This is a genomic window from Salegentibacter haimaensis, assembly GCF_054121495.1.
Genome location: NZ_JBSYGH010000013.1, coordinates 48,130 through 66,674, shown reverse-complemented (window position 1 = coordinate 66,674; position 18,545 = coordinate 48,130). Strand labels below are relative to the sequence as shown.

Genomic DNA, 18,545 nt, shown 5'->3' with positions numbered 1-18,545 from the left:
TCAAATTCTTTCGGCGATTCTTAATTTGGCACTTCTGGCTCTGCTGTTTTGAGCAATTTCTTCTTTAGTAGGCACGATGAGTTTTCCCACCTTTTTAAACGGAACATTAATATTCCCGTACATATCTTTTTCGGGCTCACCTTTAAACAAACCACTTCGTATATAGCGCTTCACCAATCTATCTTCAAGAGAGTGATAGGATATAAGACTAATTCTCCCTCCCTTTTTCACCACTTCTTCGGTTTGCTGTAGAAACTCCTTCAGCACCTCTATTTCCTGATTTACCTCTATACGTATAGCCTGGTAAATTTGCGCCAGGATTTTATTTTCCTTTCCTTTAAACAAATGCGGCTTCAGCAATTCATTCAGGTCTTCGCTGCTTTCTATCGCCTTGTCATTGCGAGACTCACAAATCAACCTGGCAAGTTTGGGCGCATTTTTCAAATCGGCATATTCATAGAAAATACGTTTTAGGTCCTCTTCAGCATATTCATTAACCACCTCATAGGCACTTAAAGCTCCACTTTGGTTCATTCGCATATCCAGGCGTGCATCGAAACGGGTAGAAAAACCTCTTTCAGCCTCATTGAATTGGTGCGAGCTCACCCCAAAATCGCCTAAAATTCCATCTACCTGCTTAATGCCGTAAAAGCGCAAAAACCTCTTTAAAAACCTGAAATTTTCACTTATTAAAGTAAACCGGGGGTCTTCAATTTTATTCTGAAGCGCATCTTTGTCCTGATCGAAGGCAAATAATTTCCCCGACGGGCCCAGCCTGCTTAAAATCTCCCGGGAATGACCACCTCCACCAAAGGTGACATCGACATAAACCCCATCGGGTTTTATATCCAAACCTTCAACAGATTCTTTTAACAGTACCGGATTATGGTATTCCATGAAAGTCATCATTTCCCATTACCTCTTCGGCCAGTTCAGCAAAATCGTCTTCCCCGCCGTTTAATGAATTCTCATACTTATCTTTATCCCAAATTTCAATGATATTAATCGCCGAAGACAATACGATCTCCTTGCTTATTCCGGCAAAACCAACCAGGTCTTTCGGAATCAACAACCGGCCGTTTCCATCTACTTCCACCTGTTTTACCCCGGCAGTGAATTTTCGAATAAAGTCGTTGTTCTTTTTAACAAAGCGGTTTAGTTTATTCATTTTCGCCATTAGTTCGTTCCATTGATCCATAGGATACAACTCCAAACAAGGCTGAAACACCGAACGCTTTACAACAAACCCCTCCTGCAGCGCAGGCGCGAGCTGTTTTTTCAATGCTGAAGGCACCATTAACCGGCCCTTCGCATCTACTTTGCATTCGTATGTTCCAATGAGATTTACCACTTCTAATCTTTACAAAGTCAAATATATTGAAATTATTACCACTTTTTACCACCTTTTACCACTTTGTTGATAAGTTTTACCCACCTATTTTCCTGAAAGACTATTAAATACGCCTATTTCTCTATGATTCAACCTCTTGGTTTTTTCCTGAAATTTTTTGTTAAAAATATGCGCTTTGGCTGTTAATTTCGGCCGGAAAATAGCGGGGCTATTAGTGAAAATTGGTTATACTTGTATCGAATTCGCTATATTTGCGAATCCTAAACCGCAAGGGTATTCATGAAAAATAATCTAAAGCAAGAGGGAAAATTCACATATTTAGAAGTAGGAGAAGGTACCCCGATCGTGATCTTACACGGCCTTATGGGAGGTTTAAGTAATTTTGACGGTGTTGTAGACCACTTTCCCAAAAAAGGTTACAAGGTAGTAATCCCCGAACTCCCGCTATATTCAATGTCCCTTTTAAAGACCAGTGTGGGCACTTTTGCCAAATATCTCAAGGAGTTTATCGATTTTAAAGGCTACGAAGAAGTTATTTTGCTTGGAAATTCCCTGGGAGGCCATATAGCGCTTTTGGCTACAAAAATGTACCCCGAAGTTGTTAAAGCCCTTGTGATCACAGGAAGTTCCGGATTATATGAAAACGCTATGGGTGAGAGTTACCCAAGAAGGGGTGATTACGAATTTATAAAGAAGAAAGCACAGAACGTTTTTTACGACCCGGCAGTGGCGACCAAAGAAGTGGTAGATGATGTCTACGAAACGGTAAGCGACCGAAACAAATTGGTAAAAACCCTGGCTATTGCTAAAAGCGCCATAAGACACAATATGGCTAAAGATTTGCCAAAAATGGAAACTCCCACCTGCATAATTTGGGGGAAAGATGATAATGTAACCCCTCCAGAGGTGGCCGAAGATTTTCAACGGCTTCTACCCGATGCAGATCTATACTGGATCGACAAATGCGGACACGCTGCTATGATGGAACACCCTGAACTTTTTAATGAAATTTTGGGTAGCTGGCTGGATAAGCGAAACTTCTAATTTAACTTCCATGAAAATAAAAACTGCCGAGTTTGTTATAAGCAATTCGAAGGTGGAGAAATGTCCCGATTCCCGTCTTCCAGAATATGCCTTCATCGGCAGGAGTAACGTGGGAAAATCTTCCCTTATCAATATGCTTACAGGAAGAAAAGCCCTTGCAAAAACCTCGGCCAAACCGGGAAAAACCCAGCTCATAAACCACTTTCTGATCAATAAAAACTGGCATCTGGTAGATTTACCGGGTTATGGTTATGCGAAGGTTTCAAAATCGGTAAAGCGTACCTTTCAAAAATTTATCACGGCCTATTTTGAAAAGCGCAAGCAAATGGTATGCGCTTTTGTGTTGATAGACAGCAGGCACGAACCTCAAAAAATCGATTTGGAATTTATGCAATGGCTTGGTGAAAACCAGGTTCCGTTTTGTATAATTTTCACTAAAGCCGATAAATTAAAACCTAAAGCTTTAGAGCGAAACATCAACGAATATCAAAGACAAATGCTGGAATTCTGGGCAGAAATGCCTGAATTTTTCGTTAGCTCGGCCACTACCGGATTGGGTCAGGAAGAAATTTTAGGCTATATTGAGGCGATCAACCAACAACTTTCTGCATAAAGGCGAATCCTGAAATTTGCTTTTTTTAGAGTTAAATAATTCCTGAATTCTTCAGAAAATTAAACCCGCTCTTTAATTAAATTTATTAACCTGGTCACCGAATCGATTTCTGCCAATTCTTCAGCAGTTACAAGTATCTCCAGGTTTGCGCCATTAGACCTCAACACCACCGGGAAATCATACTTATAGCCGAATTTCGAAGCATATTGCTTTCTGAATTCATCGAGATGCAGAAACTCCATTTCAAAATTAGCTTCTTTCCGAAACTTTTTCCAATCAGATTTTTCAGAAAAAACCCCGTGAGTGATGCGGCAGAGATCACAGGTGTAAGTCCCGGGACTAAAAAATTTATGCATAGAATCCAGGACCCCATTATGAAGTCCTGAAAATGCATTATATACAAAGATTAAGCGATCCACTACTTTTTGGTGAGCTCGAGCTTTTCAGCGAAATAATCACAAAAATCTTTCATAGTGGCGGTCATTTTTTCATCCTGGGTGGCGCGTTGAAAGGTATCGCTCATCGAAACCAGGGTTTGATGAAAAAATTTCTTCATCTCATCTACCGGCATATCTTTGGTCCAAAGGTCTATTCGCAAAGTTTCCTGCTGCTTGCTGTCCCAAACCGAGAGCATCAGGGCTTTTGACTCCTCTTTATATACATTGCCATCTTCGGCAGTCCAGTAAATTTCTTCAGGCACCCGGTTTTCATCGGTTACTACCTCAATATTGATATTAGATTTTTTATATGCCATTATTTCTTAGGTTTATAATTTGAATTTTTAAAGATTTCTTCAGCAGTTTTTTCAAGCATTTTCTGCACACTCACCTCATTGCGATCCATATATTGCCGAAGCATTTGCAGCCCAATAAACTGCCCTAACCTATCGGGCGATTCATTGTCGAGTTCCAGGTAAAATTTGGAAAACGGCCCCGGATACAAAAATCGGGTATACAGTTGTGAATCAGTATCGTATATGATTTGGTTTTCTATAAAATACCGCCAGATCTGCTCTTCGTTAGCTTTTGCCCATTGCAACTCTTCTTCGGTATAACCTATAATTTCCCAATCTTTTTTAAAGGGAACAAAAACCTGTTTTAAATACTGAATTTTCCCATAATAGACCATATGGGCCAGAAAAGTTCGGTTTTCAGGGCGGGGAACGAATTTCTCGGCATAAGCCTGCGCTGCATCGGGGGCTATTTGCTCTCTTCGGAAATTTTTCTTCAAATAGGTTTGCAGGCCCATATAAAAATGATGCTCTTCGCCCAGGTAAGTATCCAGCGAGATCAACAATTTATCATCGGCTGCGATTACCTTGTTTTTGTAGTCAACTTCAGAAGTTAGCGTAATTACATCGGGAACCTCAAATTCAGGGAAATAATATTTTATATGCTGAAACAAACGATGCAATTCGTCTTTCTCCTTTTCTAAATTAGGAAAAGCCTTCTCCACTTCAATTTCGATCTCCTGCTGAATGCTGTCCTGCATCATCGCTACCCAAACCGAATCGGGGTATTGCGCAGGAAACAGAAACGGATATTTATCCTGTAATTCGGGCAGATCTTCAGGCTTTGCCTGGGCAAATTCCCTGTCAAATCGGTAGATCTCAAAATCTACATCTACCTGGGCTATTTCTTTCTCCACCCGGGATTCTTTCTTACAGGAAAAACAACAGGCAATTACGGCGAAAATCAATAAGTATTTAATCATAACAGAGTTTAGCAAGGCTTTAACGCAGCAGGCTTTTAAAAATTATCGCTAAAGCTTAGCTTTGTGTGCAAAGGTATTATTTAGAAACTTAATCGCACAATATTATGCAAGCTGAAAAAGTCGCCGATCATATTACACAATGGTTAAAAGATTACGCCACCAAAGCCGGAATGAGCGGATTTGTTATCGGAATAAGCGGCGGGGTAGATTCGGCAGTTACTTCAGCCTTATGTGCGCGCACAGGTATAAGATTGTTATGCCTTGAAATGCCTATTCATCAGGATCACTCGCAGGTAAGCCGGGGCCGAAAGCATATAGACTGGCTTAAGCAGAATTTTGCCAATGTAACCGATCTCGAAGTGAACCTCACCCCGGTTTTTGATGCTTTTACGGCAAGCGTACCAGATGCCAGCGAAAATGAAAACCGTGATCTTAGCCTGGCAAATACCAGGGCCCGTTTAAGAATGACCAGCCTTTATTATTTTGCCGGATTGCACAAATACCTGGTGGCCGGTACAGGCAATAAAGTGGAAGATTTTGGAGTAGGCTTTTTTACCAAATACGGAGATGGCGGGGTAGATCTTAGCCCCATCGCCGATTTGATGAAAAGCGAAGTCTATGAATTAGGGAAGTATTTAGGAGTGAGCGATGCGATACTGGAAGCCCAACCTACCGATGGCCTCTTTGATGACAGCCCCAGCGATGAGGAACAAATTGGTGCTTCTTACGATGAACTCGAATGGGCTATGAATGCCAAAGAAGAAGGAAAAACAGCTCAGGATTTTGAGGGTAGAAAAAGAGAAGTTTTTGAAATCTACCTCCAGAGACATCGTGCAAATCTGCATAAAATTGAACCTATCCCTGTGTGCGAAATTCCCGTTAATCTAAAGAATTAAGCTTTTTATCGAATAAATAGACTGGATTTCAGTAACATAGAAATTAAGGCTTAAATTAGAAGTAAGATTAAATTTTTGCCCCCCCTACCAGTACTACTTTACCAAGCAAAAAAATATGAATAAGGTTTTAATTGCAGACAATCATCCTGTGATTAGCCAGGGGATCGGCTATATTCTTAGAAATAATCCGGCGCTGGAAATCATTGGTAATGTAACAGGCGGGAAAGAATTATTTAAATACCTAAGCCATCGCGTACCCGATGTTCTTATCATCGAAATTGACCTTCCCGAAATAAATGGGATCAATGCGATTAGATTGATAAAAAAGGAACACCCGGGGATAAAAATTTTAATTTTCAGTTTTCATCCTGAAGAGATGTATGCTTTAAGCGCAATTAAAGCCGGGGCGGCAGGTTATCTTTCCAAAACCGCCGATCCTTCTACTATAGAATCTGCAATTTACCAGGTAGCAAGAGGTGGCATCTACCTCAACAAACAAATTTCTGAACGCATTAATACCGGTCTAAACCAAGGAAGAAACCTCATCTCAAAATTCAAAAAATTATCTACCAGGGAAGCCGAGGTGCTTAATTTACTGGCATCGGGCAAGCGAAATAAAGATATTGCCGAAGCGCTTTCTATCAATGAAAAAACGGTAAGTACCTACAAAACCAGGCTTATGAAAAAACTCAAGGCCGATAATGTAGCCGATCTCATTACCAGATCAAGACTGTTGCAAATAAATTCTGAAATTTAAACCACCCGGTTTAAATGATTGGAAAGCAATTTTTTTAATCCCTGATAATCCATAATTTCTGAAATCAATTCTGAATTATCGGTGTCGGGTTGATTCTGTTCTTTTACCCGCTCCATAAGTTCTTCTATCTTTTCATTTATAAGATAGCGACGCAGTGACAGTATGGTTTCACTTACCAGGCGGCAAACCGATTCTTCCTTTTGGGTCACAAAGATATTCTGGCTTTGCCAGTCGTGAAGTTCGTACTGCTCTTCCTCCATCAAAATATTGGTGATTTCTGAAGCCTGCTCGGGCTCTACCTGGCTCACAAAATTTTCGATTGCAAAATTTTCATCAGAATTTAAACGCTCTACTAAATGGGAATAAATATTTCTGAAGTTTTCATTGGCCAGGGCGATCTCATCTTCCTGCAGATCCATAAACACCTTTTCACAAACCTTTGCGGTATGCTTTTCGGGTTCCAGCACGATTTCTCCTTTTTCATTTTCCTTCAGCAACAAATCTTCAAACTCCTCTACTTTTGTTCCATAAAGCAGTAAGATGCTAATGATTTTTTTCTCCAGTTCATAGAGGTGGTCTACCCTGGCTACAGGTTTTTCTTCAGCCTTAACCGGGCCGGGAGCAGCCTGCGGTTTGGGAGCCGGGGCTTTTCCTACTTTAGCATGCTGCTGCGCCAAACTTGAAAAAAGCACCTCTTCAGAAATATCCATAATGCGTGAACATTCCTGTATATAGACCTCGCGTTGAATGGTATCGGGAATTTTAGAAATACTGGTCACCATATCCCGAATAAGCCCTGCCTTTTTCACCGGGTCGCTCTTGGCCTCATCCATTAGCAATTCAGCCTTAAAGCGAATAAAGTCGCGGCTGTTCTCCTGTAAATATTCCTTTAATTCTTCATCTGAATTTTTTCTGGCAAAACTATCGGGGTCTTCTCCATTGGGGAAACCACAAACCCTCACGTTCATTCCCTGCTCAAGAATAAGGTCTATCCCTCGCAGAGAAGCCCGAATCCCGGCGGCATCACCATCAAAAAGCACGGTGATGTTTTTGGTTAGCCGGTTGATAAGACGAATTTGTTCGCTGGTAAGCGCCGTTCCCGAAGAGGAAACCACATTCTCAATCCCGCTTTGATGAAACTGAATCACATCGGTATACCCCTCTACCAGGTAACAGTTATCTTCTTTGGCGATGGCCTGTTTGGCGAAATTGATTCCATACAGCACCTTGCTTTTGTGATAAATTTCACTCTCGGGAGAATTAAGGTATTTGGCGGCTTTTTTATCATTCTGAAGAATTCGCCCACCAAACCCCAGCACCCGGCCAGACATGGAATGAATAGGGAACATTACCCGGCCTTTAAATCTGTCGAATTGTTTTTCGCCTTTTACAATACTAAGCCCGGTTTTTTCAAGATACTCGAGTTTATAACCCTCGGCCAGGGCTTCCCGGGTAAAGGCGTCCCACTCATCGAGGCAGTAACCCAGTTGAAATTTCTCAATGGTTTCAGCGGTGAATCCGCGTTCTTTGAAATAGCTATAGCCTATTGCCCGGCCGGGATCGGTTTTATGAAGTATTTTCTGAAAATATTTATTGGCAAATTCAGACACCAGGTACATGCTCTCTTTCTCATTCGCCTGCTCCTTTTGCTCATCGCTTTGTTGAGTTTCCTCAATCTCAATCCCGTATTTTTTGGCGAGATATTTTATGGCTTCAGGATAAGTGAAATGCTCATGCTCCATTAAAAAGGAAACTGCATTCCCACCTTTCCCACTGGAAAAATCTTTCCAGATCTGCTTCACCGGCGACACCATAAAACTGGGGGTGCGTTCATCGGAAAAAGGGCTTAATCCCTTAAAATTCGCCCCAGATTTTTTCAGCTGGACGAAATCGCCGATAACCTCCTCAACCCGGGCGGTTTCAAAAACAGTATCTATGGTAGATTTGGAGATCAAATTTAAATAGTTTAAGTCTATAGCCCTCACAGTCCCGATGCATCGGGACTGTGAGGGCTACAAAATTAAGAAATAAAATGTGGCTAATTCCTATAATTTAGCGAGGATGAAGTTTCCTTAATCTACATCGAAACGCAGGCCTAAAGAGAAATTATGCAATTCGCGGTTAGGATCTTTAAATATGGGATTAAGGTCATACTTTCCATAAAGGGTTGCACCTCCCCAGCCTAAATAAGCACTTAAACCATAGACCAGATCATTGGTATTATAGTTGTTTTTGAGCTTTTCTTTAACCTTTTCCCCATCTACTTCATATTTGAGTTTTTGGCGTTGACCAATATTAAATCCGGCATAACCTCCCAGACCAACTTTAATTTTGCCTGCGGTAGAAAACCGCACCTTATCTTCGTACTCATTCCTCTTCGAAGGCCCAAATTCAAAATGCACCGGCACTACAAGGTTGTCCATTCTAAATTTTGATTTGTTCAGATCTATATCGAATTCCTGAAGAAAAGTTTCCTCGCCATCCTGCATAAAAATGCGGTTGTTAGTAGGTTTTAAGCCATTAAACTGAAATGAGACCCCATATCGAAACCTCAGCCAATTTGATCTTTCGAAAACGCGGGTCTTCCAGGCCCAGCCAATTTCAAAGAAACGACTTCCCGCAAGTTTAAAATCGGAATCATTTAGAGACTGACCTTCTTCCAGGGCATTGTTAAATCCGGCAGCAATGACAATATCATTCGTTGTACGTTTGTCATATTTATTAAAATTCGTTTTAAAACTCCCTACGGTGCCATCTTCTCCTAGAAGCAAAAGAACTCTTTTAGAATTGGGGCGGTTTCTGGCTTCCAGAGCTAATTCATTCTCCAAAATTGCAATTCTATTTTCGATGTTCTGTGCGTGTTTTTCGGCGGCAGCTTCCTTTTGAGCCTTTGAAGATTCTTCAGATATTTTACCCTGTTCCAGAAGACGGTTTAAGCTTGCAACGGTTTTTCTTAGTTCTTCTTTTTCTTCCGCAATAATTTCCTCTTTCAATTTCTCAATTCGTTCCTCTTTCTGATAATCTGAATTTTGGGTTTGAGCGGAAATTTGCTGATGCATAAAGAGACTCAAACTAAGAATTAAATAAATGATAACTGCTTTCATATAAATTATTATTGATGATTGATGAATGACCCTTGATGGGCTACTTATTAATGATTAATTTTTCTCTACTTACCTGTTTGATAAAGCATAACTGGCTTCCTGAAAACCTTCTTTTAAAAGTTCAAATACTTTTCTGCGGAAGGATTGATCTATTTCTGAATTCACCTCAGCAAGGAGGCTCGAAGCACTAATTGAAATATCTGTATTATAATTCTTCTTAGCAGCAATACGATTAGCGGCCTCCAATAATAATTTGTCAACCTCCTGCTCTGAAAGGTCATTTTCTAGCTGTTCGGCTATTACCCCGGCAATAAGATTTTGCATTTCATTATTGTTGGTCTTAATCTGTTCTTCAGGCTGCTCAATTTTCAATTTAGACATCACTTCCCTGGAAGAAACATCGATTTCAGTCACAGCGGTTATTTGTTTGCGTTCAAAGTTTTGATTCTGCGGCTTTGGAATCAATACTGAAGGTGATTTTTCAGCTTCGTTCTCAGGCCTATTTTCTTTTGAAGCCATTTGAACCGGAACAGTAAAATCTTCAGTCTCCCCTGTTTTTTCCTTGAAATTTTCTTTTGGTTCTTCTACAATAGCAGGTGGACTTTGAAAATTCTCAAAAAATGGATTCGCTACGAGAAAAGCCACGACCGCTATGGCTGCAATCGCAAACCAATACTTCGTAAAATTTCTTTTGCCTTTCTCTCCTTTAAGTTTAGCGTCCAGTTTTTCCCAACTCCCTTCAGAAGCGTTTATTTCCCGGGAAGCCAATTTCTTTTTCGCTATTTTTTCAAAATCATTCAGTTCCATAACCGGCCATATTTTTAATTTTCAACTTTTCCTGCAACATCTTCCTCGCTTTAAACAGCTGTGATTTGGAGGTACCTTCAGTAATATTCAATTCGCTGGCAATTTCACTGTGTTTGTAGCCTTCTATGGCATACATCACAAAAACCAGTTTATACCCCTCGGGAAGGCTGTCAATTATCGCCTGGATTTCTTCAGCTTCCAGCTCGCCCGAGATATTTTCATCGACTTCAGCCTCGAATTTATTTTCCTCCAGGAACTCGATTTTCTTATTTTTCCGAAGAAAACTCAGGCATTCCCTTAGCATAATTTTTCGCATCCAGCCTTCAAAACTACCTTCGAACCTGAATTTATCCAGATTGAGGAAAACCTTGTAAAAAGCCTCCAGCATCACCTCTTCTGCCTGTTGCAGGTCTTTTATATATTGCCGGCAAACCCCCAGCATTTTTGGCGAATACTGCTCATAAAGATGCCTTTGGGCGTCCCGGTTGTTTTTGGAAGCTTTTTTAATAAGCTGATTTTCGTTTTTAAAGAGTTGAATTACTTTCATTAAGGCAGCCTTCTATTCTATAGACGCAGGAAAGTTACGAAAGGTTGCCTGAGCTTTAACTTTTTTGAAAAAATCTTTAATTGGGCGGCTTTTTAAAACTCGTATCTTTGCTTCAGAAGTGAAAAATATGGCTGAAGAAAATCTTACCCGCATCAACAAATTCCTTAGTGAAGCCGGTTATTGCTCCCGACGCGAGGCCGATAAACTCCTGGACCAGGGGCGAATCACCTTAAACGGTAAAGTTCCCGAACTCGGCACCAAAGTAGCCCCGGGAGACGAGGTAAGAGTAGATGGAAAACTTATTAGCGAAGCCCGAAAAAAAGAGCCCGATGTTTACCTGGCTTTTAATAAGCCGGTGGGAATTGTGTGTACTACCGATACCCGGGTTGAAAAGGATAATATTATTGATTACATAAATTATCCGCGGCGAATTTTTCCTATTGGCCGTTTGGACAAGCCCAGCGAAGGCCTGATATTTCTTACCAGCGACGGGGATATTGTAAACAAAATTCTGCGCGCCAGAAACAACCACGAAAAAGAATATATCGTACAGGTGAACCGACCCATCACCACCGATTTCATTAAAAGAATGGCCAATGGGGTTCCCATTTTGGATACAGTGACCAGGAAATGCGAAGTTGAAAAACTGGGAAAAAATGAATTCAGAATTATTCTTACCCAGGGCTTAAACCGCCAAATAAGGCGTATGTGCGAATACCTTGGGTACGAGGTAACCGCTTTAAAAAGAATTCGCATTATGAATGTGAATCTGGATATTCCGGTTGGGGAATACAGAGAACTTACCAGCGATGAATTGAGCGAGATTAATCGCATGATCAATGAATCAAGTAAGACCGAGGAAGCCTCCCGCTTAAAAGGAGAAATTCCGGGGATTAAAAGAACGCGAGCTGCGGGGCAGCAAAAGGCCCGCAAGCGTAGACCCCGAAAATCTTAACAGCAGTTTAGCGAACCAGGCGCTATATATTTAGGAATTCTTGTTAATTTTAAGACATTGCTAAAACAACCAAACCATTATGAAAGTACAACCTTTTCACCTGGCTATCCCCGTTTCAAATCTTGAAGAAGCACGCAAATTTTACCGTGAAACCCTGGGTTGCGGAGAAGGCAGAAGCAGTGATCATTGGGTTGATTTTAATTTTTTTGGGCACCAGTTAGTCATTCATTATAAACCACCACAGGAAACCGAAAAAGCTCATTCTAACCCCGTAGACGGGAAAGATGTACCTGTGCCGCATTTTGGTGTAGTACTGGAATGGGAAGTTTTTCACGAATTTGCAAAACTGCTGGAAGCTAAAGGAATTAACTTTATAATTGAGCCTTATATTAGGTTTAAAGGAGAAGTTGGAGAACAGGCCACTATGTTTTTTAAGGATCCCAGCGGAAATGCGCTTGAATTTAAAGCCTTTAAAGATAAGTCCCAGCTTTTTGCCAGCTAGGTGATTTTTTTAATAAACGGAGCCTCTATTTATTCGCTTAGATTGATAAAACAATTACTATATGGATAGATTAAAACCGGGTTTGGTAAGGCAGATTTTTGTATTACTACTCATCCTGTTTTTGTCGGTTTTAATTTTCAAGGAAGTACTGCCATACCTCTCTGGAGTTTTGGGAGCGATTACCCTTTACGTGGTGCTTCGAAAATATATGCAAAGGCTTCTCAATCGCGGATGGAAACCCGCCGTGGCCGCCTCCCTGCTTATGTCGATTTCTTTTGTATTGATTTTGGTCCCGGTGGGAATCATCGTATTTATGCTTTCTTCCAAAATCGGAAAAGCGGTGGCTAATTCTGAAATGGTCATCAGGGCGATCAAGGAGCAACTCAATTCGATTGAATCCTACATTGGGTACAACATAAGCAGCAATATAGATACCGCATCGGTTACCGCCTGGCTAAGCTCAAATTTACAGGACCTGGCCGGCGGCACCTTCAATGCCTTTATCGCCATTGGTATCATGTATTTTATGTTATATTATATGCTGGTGTATCAGGATGAGATGAAAAACCACCTCGTTTCCTATATTCCACTGGGAAAAGATAACATCAATATTATTGGGGAAGAAAGCAATGAACTGGTAAAATCGAATGCGCTGGGAATTCCTTTAGTAGCCCTATTTCAAGGGGTAATTGCATTAATTGGTTACCTAATTTTTGGGGTACCTGAACCCTTATTTTGGTTTGTAATAACCGCAATCGGGTCTATGATCCCTTTTATTGGAACCGCAATTGGAATAATTCCGGTTGCTATCCTCTTATTCGCCCAGGGCTCAGATTGGCAGGCAGTAGCTATTTTAATTTATGGTTTTACCGTGGTTGGGGTTACCGACAATCTGGTAAGACTTTATATACTCGACAGGATGGCCAGCGTACACCCACTCATCACCCTTTTCGGGGTGATCATAGGTGTACAGCTTTTCGGATTTATAGGCTTAATATTTGGGCCTTTGCTCATTTCGCTATTCCTGCTTATCTTGAAAATTTATAAAAAAGAATACGGAAATTCACACGATAGATTATAACTGAAAAACCTAAAATTATGTTCGGAAGTAAAACAAAGATTGATGATAAATATGTTAAGGATAAAGTTGCTGAAGTAGATGAAGGTGATGTTGAAATCGCCGCAAAGAACCAAAAAGAAATTTCCAATAAGATCCTGAATGCGAATGCGCTTCGCAAATACGCCGAATTAGGTAAGGTAATGCTGGGAATGCTGGGCGATTATAAAAAAGGAAGTTACCGCGAGGTGCCGTGGTTCATCATTGCATCAATCACATTTGCTTTATTATATGTACTTAATCCTTTGGATATCATCCCCGATTTCATCCCCGGAATTGGCTATGTAGACGATTTTGCAATTTTTACGATCTCTTTACGATTCATTGAAACCGACCTTCATAAATACCTCGACTGGAAATTAGGCGAGGGCGATTTTGAAGAAAAAGAAGAAGGCGCTGAGGCATAGCCTTATCTTATCAAAATTGAAAAAGGCCATCTCAAATTTAAAGATGGCCTTTTTAATTAGTTCTGCATTCCTCTCTTCTTATGGCGTTCTCTGGCCAGAAGCGTATTTTTAAGTAACATGGCCACGGTCATAGGACCTACCCCGCCGGGAACCGGCGTGATATGAGATACTTTCTTACTTACATTATCGAAATCCACATCACCCTTGATCACATAACCTTTTTCGGCATTTTCGTCGGGGACACGGGTAATTCCCACATCGATAATCACCGCATCGTCTTTTACCATTTCGGCTTTTAGGAAATCTGGGATCCCTACGGCGATGATAATGATATCGGCCTGGGAGGTAATTTGGGTAATATTCTTGGTGAATTCGTGGGTAAGCGTAACGGTAGAGTTTCCGGGGAAACCGCTTCGTCCCATCAAAATACTCATAGGTCTTCCTACAATATAGCTTCGACCAATTACCACGGTATGTTTCCCTTTTGTAGGAATATCATAGCGCTCCAAAAGCTCCAGAATTCCAAAGGGGGTAGCCGGGATAAATGAAGTCATATCCAGCGACATCTTTCCGAAGTTGGTAGGGTGAAAACCATCTACATCTTTATCGGGGTCAACGGCCATCAAAACTTTTTGGGTATCTATTTGCGGAGGTAAAGGAAGCTGAACGATAAATCCGTCGATATCGTCATTTTGATTCAATTCCTCAATTTTATCGAGCAATTCAATTTCACTTACCGTATTAGGCAGGCGGTACAAAGAAGACTCGAAACCAACCCTTTTACAGGATTGTACCTTGGCGTTTACATAAGTAAGGCTGGCCCCGTCGTTTCCAACGATAATCGCCGCCAGGTGAGGCACCTTATGGCCTTTTTCCTTGATCTTTTTTACTTCCTTCGCAATTTCATCCTTGATGTCGTTGCTTGTTTTCTTACCGTCGAGTATAATCATTTTTTAGTAATCAGTTAGCAGTCACAGTTGGCAGTTAATCTACTCCAAATTTTCCTGGATTATTAATCATATAATTTATAAGCTTTCCTACCTCCGAGCTTTTTTCGGCTAAAGTGTCTTTTAATGATAAATCTATATAGCCACAGGCAAATGCAAATTCAAGCCAGGTCTGAGTTTCAGAATTTTCCGCATCAGCGTCGGTTAGCTTACTAATAAAATGTTTTTTATACCTCCTCTTCCTGTAAGCTTCAGCTACATTTACACATACCGACCTGGAGCTTCTTCTAATTTGATCAGTCAGCGAATAGGTTTCTTCACGTGGAAATTGCTTTGAAACCTCATAAATATTCATCGCCAATTCGAAACCAATTTTGTAAACCTGCAGGCTTTTAAAGTTCATAAAATTCCATTAAGATAAGTGCCAACTGAATACTGCAACTGCCTACTATTAGAGGCGAAAAATCGAAAAACAAAAGCGCAGAGGGACCAAATTCCCCCTTTGGGGGCAAGGGGGCTTACTTCATTCCCTTCATCATCTGCATCATTTGGCGGCCGCCACCACCTTGCATCATCTTCATCATTTTCCCCATCTGGTTGAATTGTTTCAGCAATTGGTTTACTTCCTGCACGCTGGTGCCAGAACCTTTGCTAATACGCTTCTTTCTGCTTGAATTTATGATTTTTGGGTTGCTTCTTTCTTCCGGAGTCATAGAATGGATAATGGCTTCGATACCTTTAAAAGCATCATCGTCTATATCTACATCCTTTAGCATTTTCCCGGCTCCCGGAATCATTCCCAACAGGTCTTTCATAGACCCCATTTTCTTTATTTGCTGAAGCTGGTTCAGGAAATCATCAAAACCAAACTGATTTTTGGCAATTTTCTTCTGAAGTTTTCGCGCTTCCTCTTCATCATATTGTTCCTGGGCACGCTCCACAAGAGACACCACATCTCCCATTCCCAGAATCCTATCCGCCATACGCGAAGGATAGAAAATATCGATGGCATCCATCTTCTCCCCGGTTCCGATAAACTTGATGGGTTTGTTCACTACCGATTTAATCGAAATCGCAGCTCCCCCACGGGTATCTCCATCTAATTTGGTAAGAATAACCCCGTCGAAATTCAGCCTGTCGTTAAAGGCTTTAGCCGTATTCACGGCATCCTGACCGGTCATAGAATCTACCACGAACAAAGTTTCATGAGGCTCAATAGCAGAGTGTATATTGGCGATCTCGGTCATCATTTCCTCATCTACAGCCAAACGACCCGCGGTATCGATAATCACCACATTATGACCATTCTCTTTGGCGTGGGCTATCGCATTTTTAGAAATCGCCACAGGATCCATATTCCCTTCTTCAGAATATACCTCAACACCAACCTGCTCCCCTACTACGTGCAACTGATTAATCGCTGCAGGACGGTACACGTCACAGGCCACCAATAATGGTTTTTTAGTCTTTTTATTCTTTAGGAAATTGGCGAGTTTCCCCGAAAAAGTAGTTTTACCACTTCCCTGCAAGCCCGACATAAGGATCACAGAAGGATTGCCCGAAAGATTAATACCTTCTGCTTCACCCCCCATAAGCTCGGTAAGCTCGTCTTTCACGAGTTTCACCATTAACTGGCCGGGCTTTAAGGCAGTTAAAACGTCCTGCCCAAGGGCTTTTTCCTTTACTACATTGGTAAAATCTTTGGCGATTTTATAGTTAACATCGGCATCAACCAGAGCGCGACGAACCTCTTTAAGGGTTTCGGCAACGTTAACCTCGGTAATCTGGCCGTGCCCTTTTAAAACATGTAAGGCACTATCTAACTTATCACTTAAATTATCGAACATAATCTCTGCTGTGGTTTAATTTCCTGCCATCCCGGCAGCGGATTGCAAATTTAATGATTTGAGACTGAAGTGAAAACTTTTATTTTACTGCCGGTCTTCGTACTTCTAACTTGTAAATCACATTCTCTCCGGCACCTGAATTCCCAGCAATCCAAAACCTGTTTTAATCACATTGGCCACGGCCCGGGAAAGTTGTACTCTAAAGTTTTTCTCCTGCTCAGTATCGGCTCCTAAAATGCTTACATTTTGATAGAAACTGTTGAATTCTTTCACCAGCTCATACACATAATTGGCTACCAGCGCCGGGCTGTGATTCTCGGCCGCCAGTTGAATGGTTTCGGGAAATTGCTGAAGCTGTTTCAACAATTCCTTTTCCTTGTCGTGAAGCTTATAATTGGCTGGAATGCTCTCTTCACTATCCTTGGCCTTGCGCAAAATAGACTGAATTCGGGCATAGGTATATTGAATAAATGGCCCTGTATTCCCCTGAAAATCTACCGATTCTTCGGGGTTGAATAAAATACGTTTCTTGGGATCTACCTTTAGGATATAATATTTCAGCGCTCCCAGGCCAATGATTCTGTAAAGCTCTTCCTTTTCTGTTTCAGTATAACCGTCCAGTTTCCCCAATTCTTCTGAAATTTTTCGGGCGGTTTCGGTCATTTCTATCATAAGGTCATCGGCATCGACCACGGTACCCTCACGACTTTTCATTTTTCCGGTAGGCAGGTCTACCATCCCGTAGCTTAAATGGTACAGATAGTCGGCCCAATCGTAACCCAGTTTTTTAAGAATCAGGAAAAGTACTTTAAAGTGGTAATCCTGCTCATTGCCCACAGTATACACCATCCCGCTTATATCGAAATCTTTTACTCTTTGAATGGCAGTCCCAATATCCTGGGTCATATACACCGCAGTACCATCGCTACGCAGCACTATTTTCTCATCCAGACCTTCATCGCTAAGATCTATCCAAACACTGCCATCTTCTTTTTTATAAAAAACGCCTTTTTCAAGACCCTGCTGCACCACATCTTTTCCTAAAAGATAAGTGTCACTTTCATAATAGTTTTTGTCGAAATCTACTCCCAGTGCGGCATAGGTTTTTTTAAAACCGTCGTAAACCCATTGGTTCATTTTCTCCCAAAGCGCCACTACTTCCGGATCGCCGGCTTCCCATTTTCGAAGCATTTCTTTAGCGTCTTGCAGAATGGGAGCTTCAGCTTTTGCCTGCTCTTCGGTTTTTCCCCGGGCGATTAAATCTGAAATCTCTTTCTTATATTCCTGGTCAAATTTCACATAGTAATTCCCTACCAGTTTATCTCCTTTAAGGCCGGTAGATTCGGGAGTTTCTCCATTTCCGAAGCGTTCCCAGGCCAGCATAGATTTACAGATATGAATCCCGCGGTCGTTTATAATCTGGGTTTTATATACTTTGTTTCCAGCAGCCTCCAGGATTTCAGAAACCGAATATCCCAACAGGTTGTTTCGAATATGTCCCAAATGCAAAGGTTTGTTGGTGTTTGGCGAAGAATATTCTACCATTATGCCCCGGGCATCCTCAGACGGGGATACAATCCCGAAGTTATCCCTGGCTTTCATTTCAACAAAGAAATCGAGGTAATAGGAATCGGCAAGCACGATATTCAAAAAGCCCTGAACCACGTTAAAGCGATCTACTTCAGCTACATTTTCAACCAGGTAATCTCCTATTTCCTGTCCCAGTTTGGCAGGGTTGGTTTTTAACAACTTCAGCATAGGAAAGACCACCAGGGTAATATCTCCTTCAAAATCTTTACGGGTGGGTTGAAATTCGGTATTTTCTATTTCGATCCCGTGAAGAGATTTGACCGCTTCTTTTACTTTTTCTGAAAGTTTTGCCTGAATGCTCATTTTCTTTCTTCTATATTTTGGATTGGGCTTATTTTTCGAGCCGCA

General features: G+C 41.2%; 21 protein-coding genes. 8 read left to right on the top strand and 13 right to left on the bottom strand.

The features are described from left to right. Window positions 1-909 (bottom strand): 16S rRNA (cytosine(1402)-N(4))-methyltransferase RsmH, encoded by a 909-nt coding sequence (rsmH, locus tag ACW6QP_RS12600; protein WP_457911226.1) that lies wholly within the window; start codon window positions 907-909, stop codon window positions 1-3. Beyond that, on the bottom strand, window positions 884-1,351 hold the full coding sequence (gene mraZ / locus ACW6QP_RS12595) for a division/cell wall cluster transcriptional repressor MraZ (RefSeq protein ID WP_457911225.1): 468 nt from the start codon (window positions 1,349-1,351) through the stop codon (window positions 884-886). The genes rsmH and mraZ overlap by 26 nt, the downstream gene beginning before the upstream one ends. 279 nt (window positions 1,352-1,630) lie before the next feature. On the opposite strand from mraZ, the gene ACW6QP_RS12590 reads away from it, so the two are divergent. Both ACW6QP_RS12590 and yihA read left to right on the top strand, forming a co-directional pair. After that, a complete protein-coding gene (locus ACW6QP_RS12590; RefSeq protein ID WP_457911224.1) occupies window positions 1,631-2,395 on the top strand; it encodes an alpha/beta fold hydrolase in 765 nt (254 codons plus the stop codon). A gap of 10 nt (window positions 2,396-2,405) precedes the next feature. Next, window positions 2,406-3,008 carry a ribosome biogenesis GTP-binding protein YihA/YsxC gene (gene yihA / locus ACW6QP_RS12585; RefSeq protein WP_457911223.1) on the top strand — a complete coding sequence of 201 codons (603 nt, stop codon included), beginning with the start codon at window positions 2,406-2,408 and terminating at the stop codon, window positions 3,006-3,008. A gap of 59 nt (window positions 3,009-3,067) precedes the next feature. Here the strand turns inward: yihA and ACW6QP_RS12580 are convergent, their stop codons facing one another. The 3 genes from ACW6QP_RS12580 to gldB are packed head-to-tail and all read right to left on the bottom strand — an operon-like array spanning window position 3,068 to window position 4,721. Continuing rightward, complete coding sequence (locus ACW6QP_RS12580) at window positions 3,068-3,427, bottom strand: GTPase (RefSeq protein WP_457911222.1); 360 nt, start codon at window positions 3,425-3,427, stop codon at window positions 3,068-3,070. Then, window positions 3,427-3,762: a gliding motility protein GldC gene (gldC, locus tag ACW6QP_RS12575; RefSeq protein WP_457911221.1), complete on the bottom strand. Its 336-nt coding sequence runs from the start codon at window positions 3,760-3,762 to the stop codon at window positions 3,427-3,429. Before gldC ends, ACW6QP_RS12580 begins: the two co-directional genes overlap by 1 nt. After that, window positions 3,762-4,721: a gliding motility lipoprotein GldB gene (gldB, locus tag ACW6QP_RS12570; protein ID WP_457911220.1), complete on the bottom strand. Its 960-nt coding sequence runs from the start codon at window positions 4,719-4,721 to the stop codon at window positions 3,762-3,764. Before gldB ends, gldC begins: the two co-directional genes overlap by 1 nt. Before the next feature lie 104 nt (window positions 4,722-4,825). Between gldB and nadE the strand changes: the two genes are divergently transcribed. Together nadE and ACW6QP_RS12560 are read left to right on the top strand one after the other, a co-directional pair. Then, window positions 4,826-5,617 (top strand): NAD(+) synthase, encoded by a 792-nt coding sequence (gene nadE / locus ACW6QP_RS12565; protein WP_457911219.1) that lies wholly within the window; start codon window positions 4,826-4,828, stop codon window positions 5,615-5,617. 115 nt (window positions 5,618-5,732) lie between these two features. After that, window positions 5,733-6,374 carry a response regulator gene (locus ACW6QP_RS12560; RefSeq protein ID WP_457911218.1) on the top strand — a complete coding sequence of 214 codons (642 nt, stop codon included), beginning with the start codon at window positions 5,733-5,735 and terminating at the stop codon, window positions 6,372-6,374. Here ACW6QP_RS12560 and dnaG read toward each other — a convergent pair. The 4 genes from dnaG to ACW6QP_RS12540 form a co-directional block, all read right to left on the bottom strand. Then, complete coding sequence (dnaG, locus tag ACW6QP_RS12555) at window positions 6,371-8,329, bottom strand: DNA primase (protein WP_457911217.1); 1,959 nt, start codon at window positions 8,327-8,329, stop codon at window positions 6,371-6,373. The genes ACW6QP_RS12560 and dnaG overlap by 4 nt on opposite strands. Window positions 8,330-8,446: 117 nt before the next feature. Continuing rightward, on the bottom strand, window positions 8,447-9,478 hold the full coding sequence (locus tag ACW6QP_RS12550) for a hypothetical protein (RefSeq protein ID WP_457911216.1): 1,032 nt from the start codon (window positions 9,476-9,478) through the stop codon (window positions 8,447-8,449). Window positions 9,479-9,547: 69 nt separating this feature from the next. Then, window positions 9,548-10,285, bottom strand: a complete 738-nt coding sequence (locus ACW6QP_RS12545) for a hypothetical protein (RefSeq protein ID WP_457911215.1) — start codon at window positions 10,283-10,285, stop codon at window positions 9,548-9,550. Next, the gene (locus ACW6QP_RS12540) at window positions 10,272-10,832 is read right to left on the bottom strand and encodes an RNA polymerase sigma factor (RefSeq protein WP_457911214.1); all 561 of its coding nucleotides are present in this window, start codon (window positions 10,830-10,832) and stop codon (window positions 10,272-10,274) included. Before ACW6QP_RS12540 ends, ACW6QP_RS12545 begins: the two co-directional genes overlap by 14 nt. A 127-nt stretch (window positions 10,833-10,959) precedes the next feature. Here ACW6QP_RS12540 and rluF point away from each other — a divergent pair, with 127 nt between their 5' ends. The 4 genes from rluF to ACW6QP_RS12520 all read left to right on the top strand — a co-directional run bounded on the left by rluF (window position 10,960) and on the right by ACW6QP_RS12520 (window position 13,813). Next, window positions 10,960-11,787, top strand: a complete 828-nt coding sequence (gene rluF / locus ACW6QP_RS12535; protein WP_457911213.1) for a 23S rRNA pseudouridine(2604) synthase RluF — start codon at window positions 10,960-10,962, stop codon at window positions 11,785-11,787. Window positions 11,788-11,866: 79 nt separating this feature from the next. After that, the gene (locus tag ACW6QP_RS12530) at window positions 11,867-12,289 is read left to right on the top strand and encodes a VOC family protein (protein WP_457911212.1); all 423 of its coding nucleotides are present in this window, start codon (window positions 11,867-11,869) and stop codon (window positions 12,287-12,289) included. Window positions 12,290-12,350: 61 nt separating this feature from the next. Beyond that, window positions 12,351-13,370, top strand: coding sequence for an AI-2E family transporter (locus ACW6QP_RS12525; RefSeq protein ID WP_457911211.1), 1,020 nt, complete (start codon window positions 12,351-12,353; stop codon window positions 13,368-13,370). Window positions 13,371-13,387: 17 nt separating this feature from the next. Next, the gene (locus ACW6QP_RS12520) at window positions 13,388-13,813 is read left to right on the top strand and encodes a YkvA family protein (RefSeq protein WP_457911210.1); all 426 of its coding nucleotides are present in this window, start codon (window positions 13,388-13,390) and stop codon (window positions 13,811-13,813) included. Between the two features lie 56 nt (window positions 13,814-13,869). Here the strand turns inward: ACW6QP_RS12520 and ACW6QP_RS12515 are convergent, their stop codons facing one another. The 4 genes from ACW6QP_RS12515 to argS all read right to left on the bottom strand — a co-directional run bounded on the left by ACW6QP_RS12515 (window position 13,870) and on the right by argS (window position 18,500). After that, on the bottom strand, window positions 13,870-14,763 hold the full coding sequence (locus ACW6QP_RS12515) for a bifunctional 5,10-methylenetetrahydrofolate dehydrogenase/5,10-methenyltetrahydrofolate cyclohydrolase (protein ID WP_457911209.1): 894 nt from the start codon (window positions 14,761-14,763) through the stop codon (window positions 13,870-13,872). Between the two features lie 34 nt (window positions 14,764-14,797). Beyond that, window positions 14,798-15,163 (bottom strand): four helix bundle protein, encoded by a 366-nt coding sequence (locus tag ACW6QP_RS12510; RefSeq protein ID WP_457911208.1) that lies wholly within the window; start codon window positions 15,161-15,163, stop codon window positions 14,798-14,800. Window positions 15,164-15,278: 115 nt separating this feature from the next. Beyond that, window positions 15,279-16,607, bottom strand: coding sequence for a signal recognition particle protein (gene ffh / locus ACW6QP_RS12505; RefSeq protein ID WP_457911207.1), 1,329 nt, complete (start codon window positions 16,605-16,607; stop codon window positions 15,279-15,281). A gap of 117 nt (window positions 16,608-16,724) precedes the next feature. Continuing rightward, a complete protein-coding gene (argS, locus tag ACW6QP_RS12500; RefSeq protein WP_457911206.1) occupies window positions 16,725-18,500 on the bottom strand; it encodes an arginine--tRNA ligase in 1,776 nt (591 codons plus the stop codon). Between the last annotated feature and the right edge of the window lie 45 nt (window positions 18,501-18,545).

Coding starts and splice junctions, on each gene's coding strand:
- rsmH (WP_457911226.1), bottom strand. CDS start 909: ATGATGACTTTCATGGAATACCATAATCCGGTACTGTTAAAAGAATCT.
- ACW6QP_RS12590 (WP_457911224.1), top strand. CDS start 1,631: ATGAAAAATAATCTAAAGCAAGAGGGAAAATTCACATATTTAGAAGTA.
- yihA (WP_457911223.1), top strand. CDS start 2,406: ATGAAAATAAAAACTGCCGAGTTTGTTATAAGCAATTCGAAGGTGGAG.
- gldC (WP_457911221.1), bottom strand. CDS start 3,762: ATGGCATATAAAAAATCTAATATCAATATTGAGGTAGTAACCGATGAA.
- gldB (WP_457911220.1), bottom strand. CDS start 4,721: ATGATTAAATACTTATTGATTTTCGCCGTAATTGCCTGTTGTTTTTCC.
- nadE (WP_457911219.1), top strand. CDS start 4,826: ATGCAAGCTGAAAAAGTCGCCGATCATATTACACAATGGTTAAAAGAT.
- ACW6QP_RS12560 (WP_457911218.1), top strand. CDS start 5,733: ATGAATAAGGTTTTAATTGCAGACAATCATCCTGTGATTAGCCAGGGG.
- ACW6QP_RS12550 (WP_457911216.1), bottom strand. CDS start 9,478: ATGAAAGCAGTTATCATTTATTTAATTCTTAGTTTGAGTCTCTTTATG.
- ACW6QP_RS12545 (WP_457911215.1), bottom strand. CDS start 10,285: ATGGAACTGAATGATTTTGAAAAAATAGCGAAAAAGAAATTGGCTTCC.
- ACW6QP_RS12540 (WP_457911214.1), bottom strand. CDS start 10,832: ATGAAAGTAATTCAACTCTTTAAAAACGAAAATCAGCTTATTAAAAAA.
- rluF (WP_457911213.1), top strand. CDS start 10,960: ATGGCTGAAGAAAATCTTACCCGCATCAACAAATTCCTTAGTGAAGCC.
- ACW6QP_RS12530 (WP_457911212.1), top strand. CDS start 11,867: ATGAAAGTACAACCTTTTCACCTGGCTATCCCCGTTTCAAATCTTGAA.
- ACW6QP_RS12525 (WP_457911211.1), top strand. CDS start 12,351: ATGGATAGATTAAAACCGGGTTTGGTAAGGCAGATTTTTGTATTACTA.
- ACW6QP_RS12520 (WP_457911210.1), top strand. CDS start 13,388: ATGTTCGGAAGTAAAACAAAGATTGATGATAAATATGTTAAGGATAAA.
- ACW6QP_RS12515 (WP_457911209.1), bottom strand. CDS start 14,763: ATGATTATACTCGACGGTAAGAAAACAAGCAACGACATCAAGGATGAA.
- ACW6QP_RS12510 (WP_457911208.1), bottom strand. CDS start 15,163: ATGAACTTTAAAAGCCTGCAGGTTTACAAAATTGGTTTCGAATTGGCG.
- ffh (WP_457911207.1), bottom strand. CDS start 16,607: ATGTTCGATAATTTAAGTGATAAGTTAGATAGTGCCTTACATGTTTTA.
- argS (WP_457911206.1), bottom strand. CDS start 18,500: ATGAGCATTCAGGCAAAACTTTCAGAAAAAGTAAAAGAAGCGGTCAAA.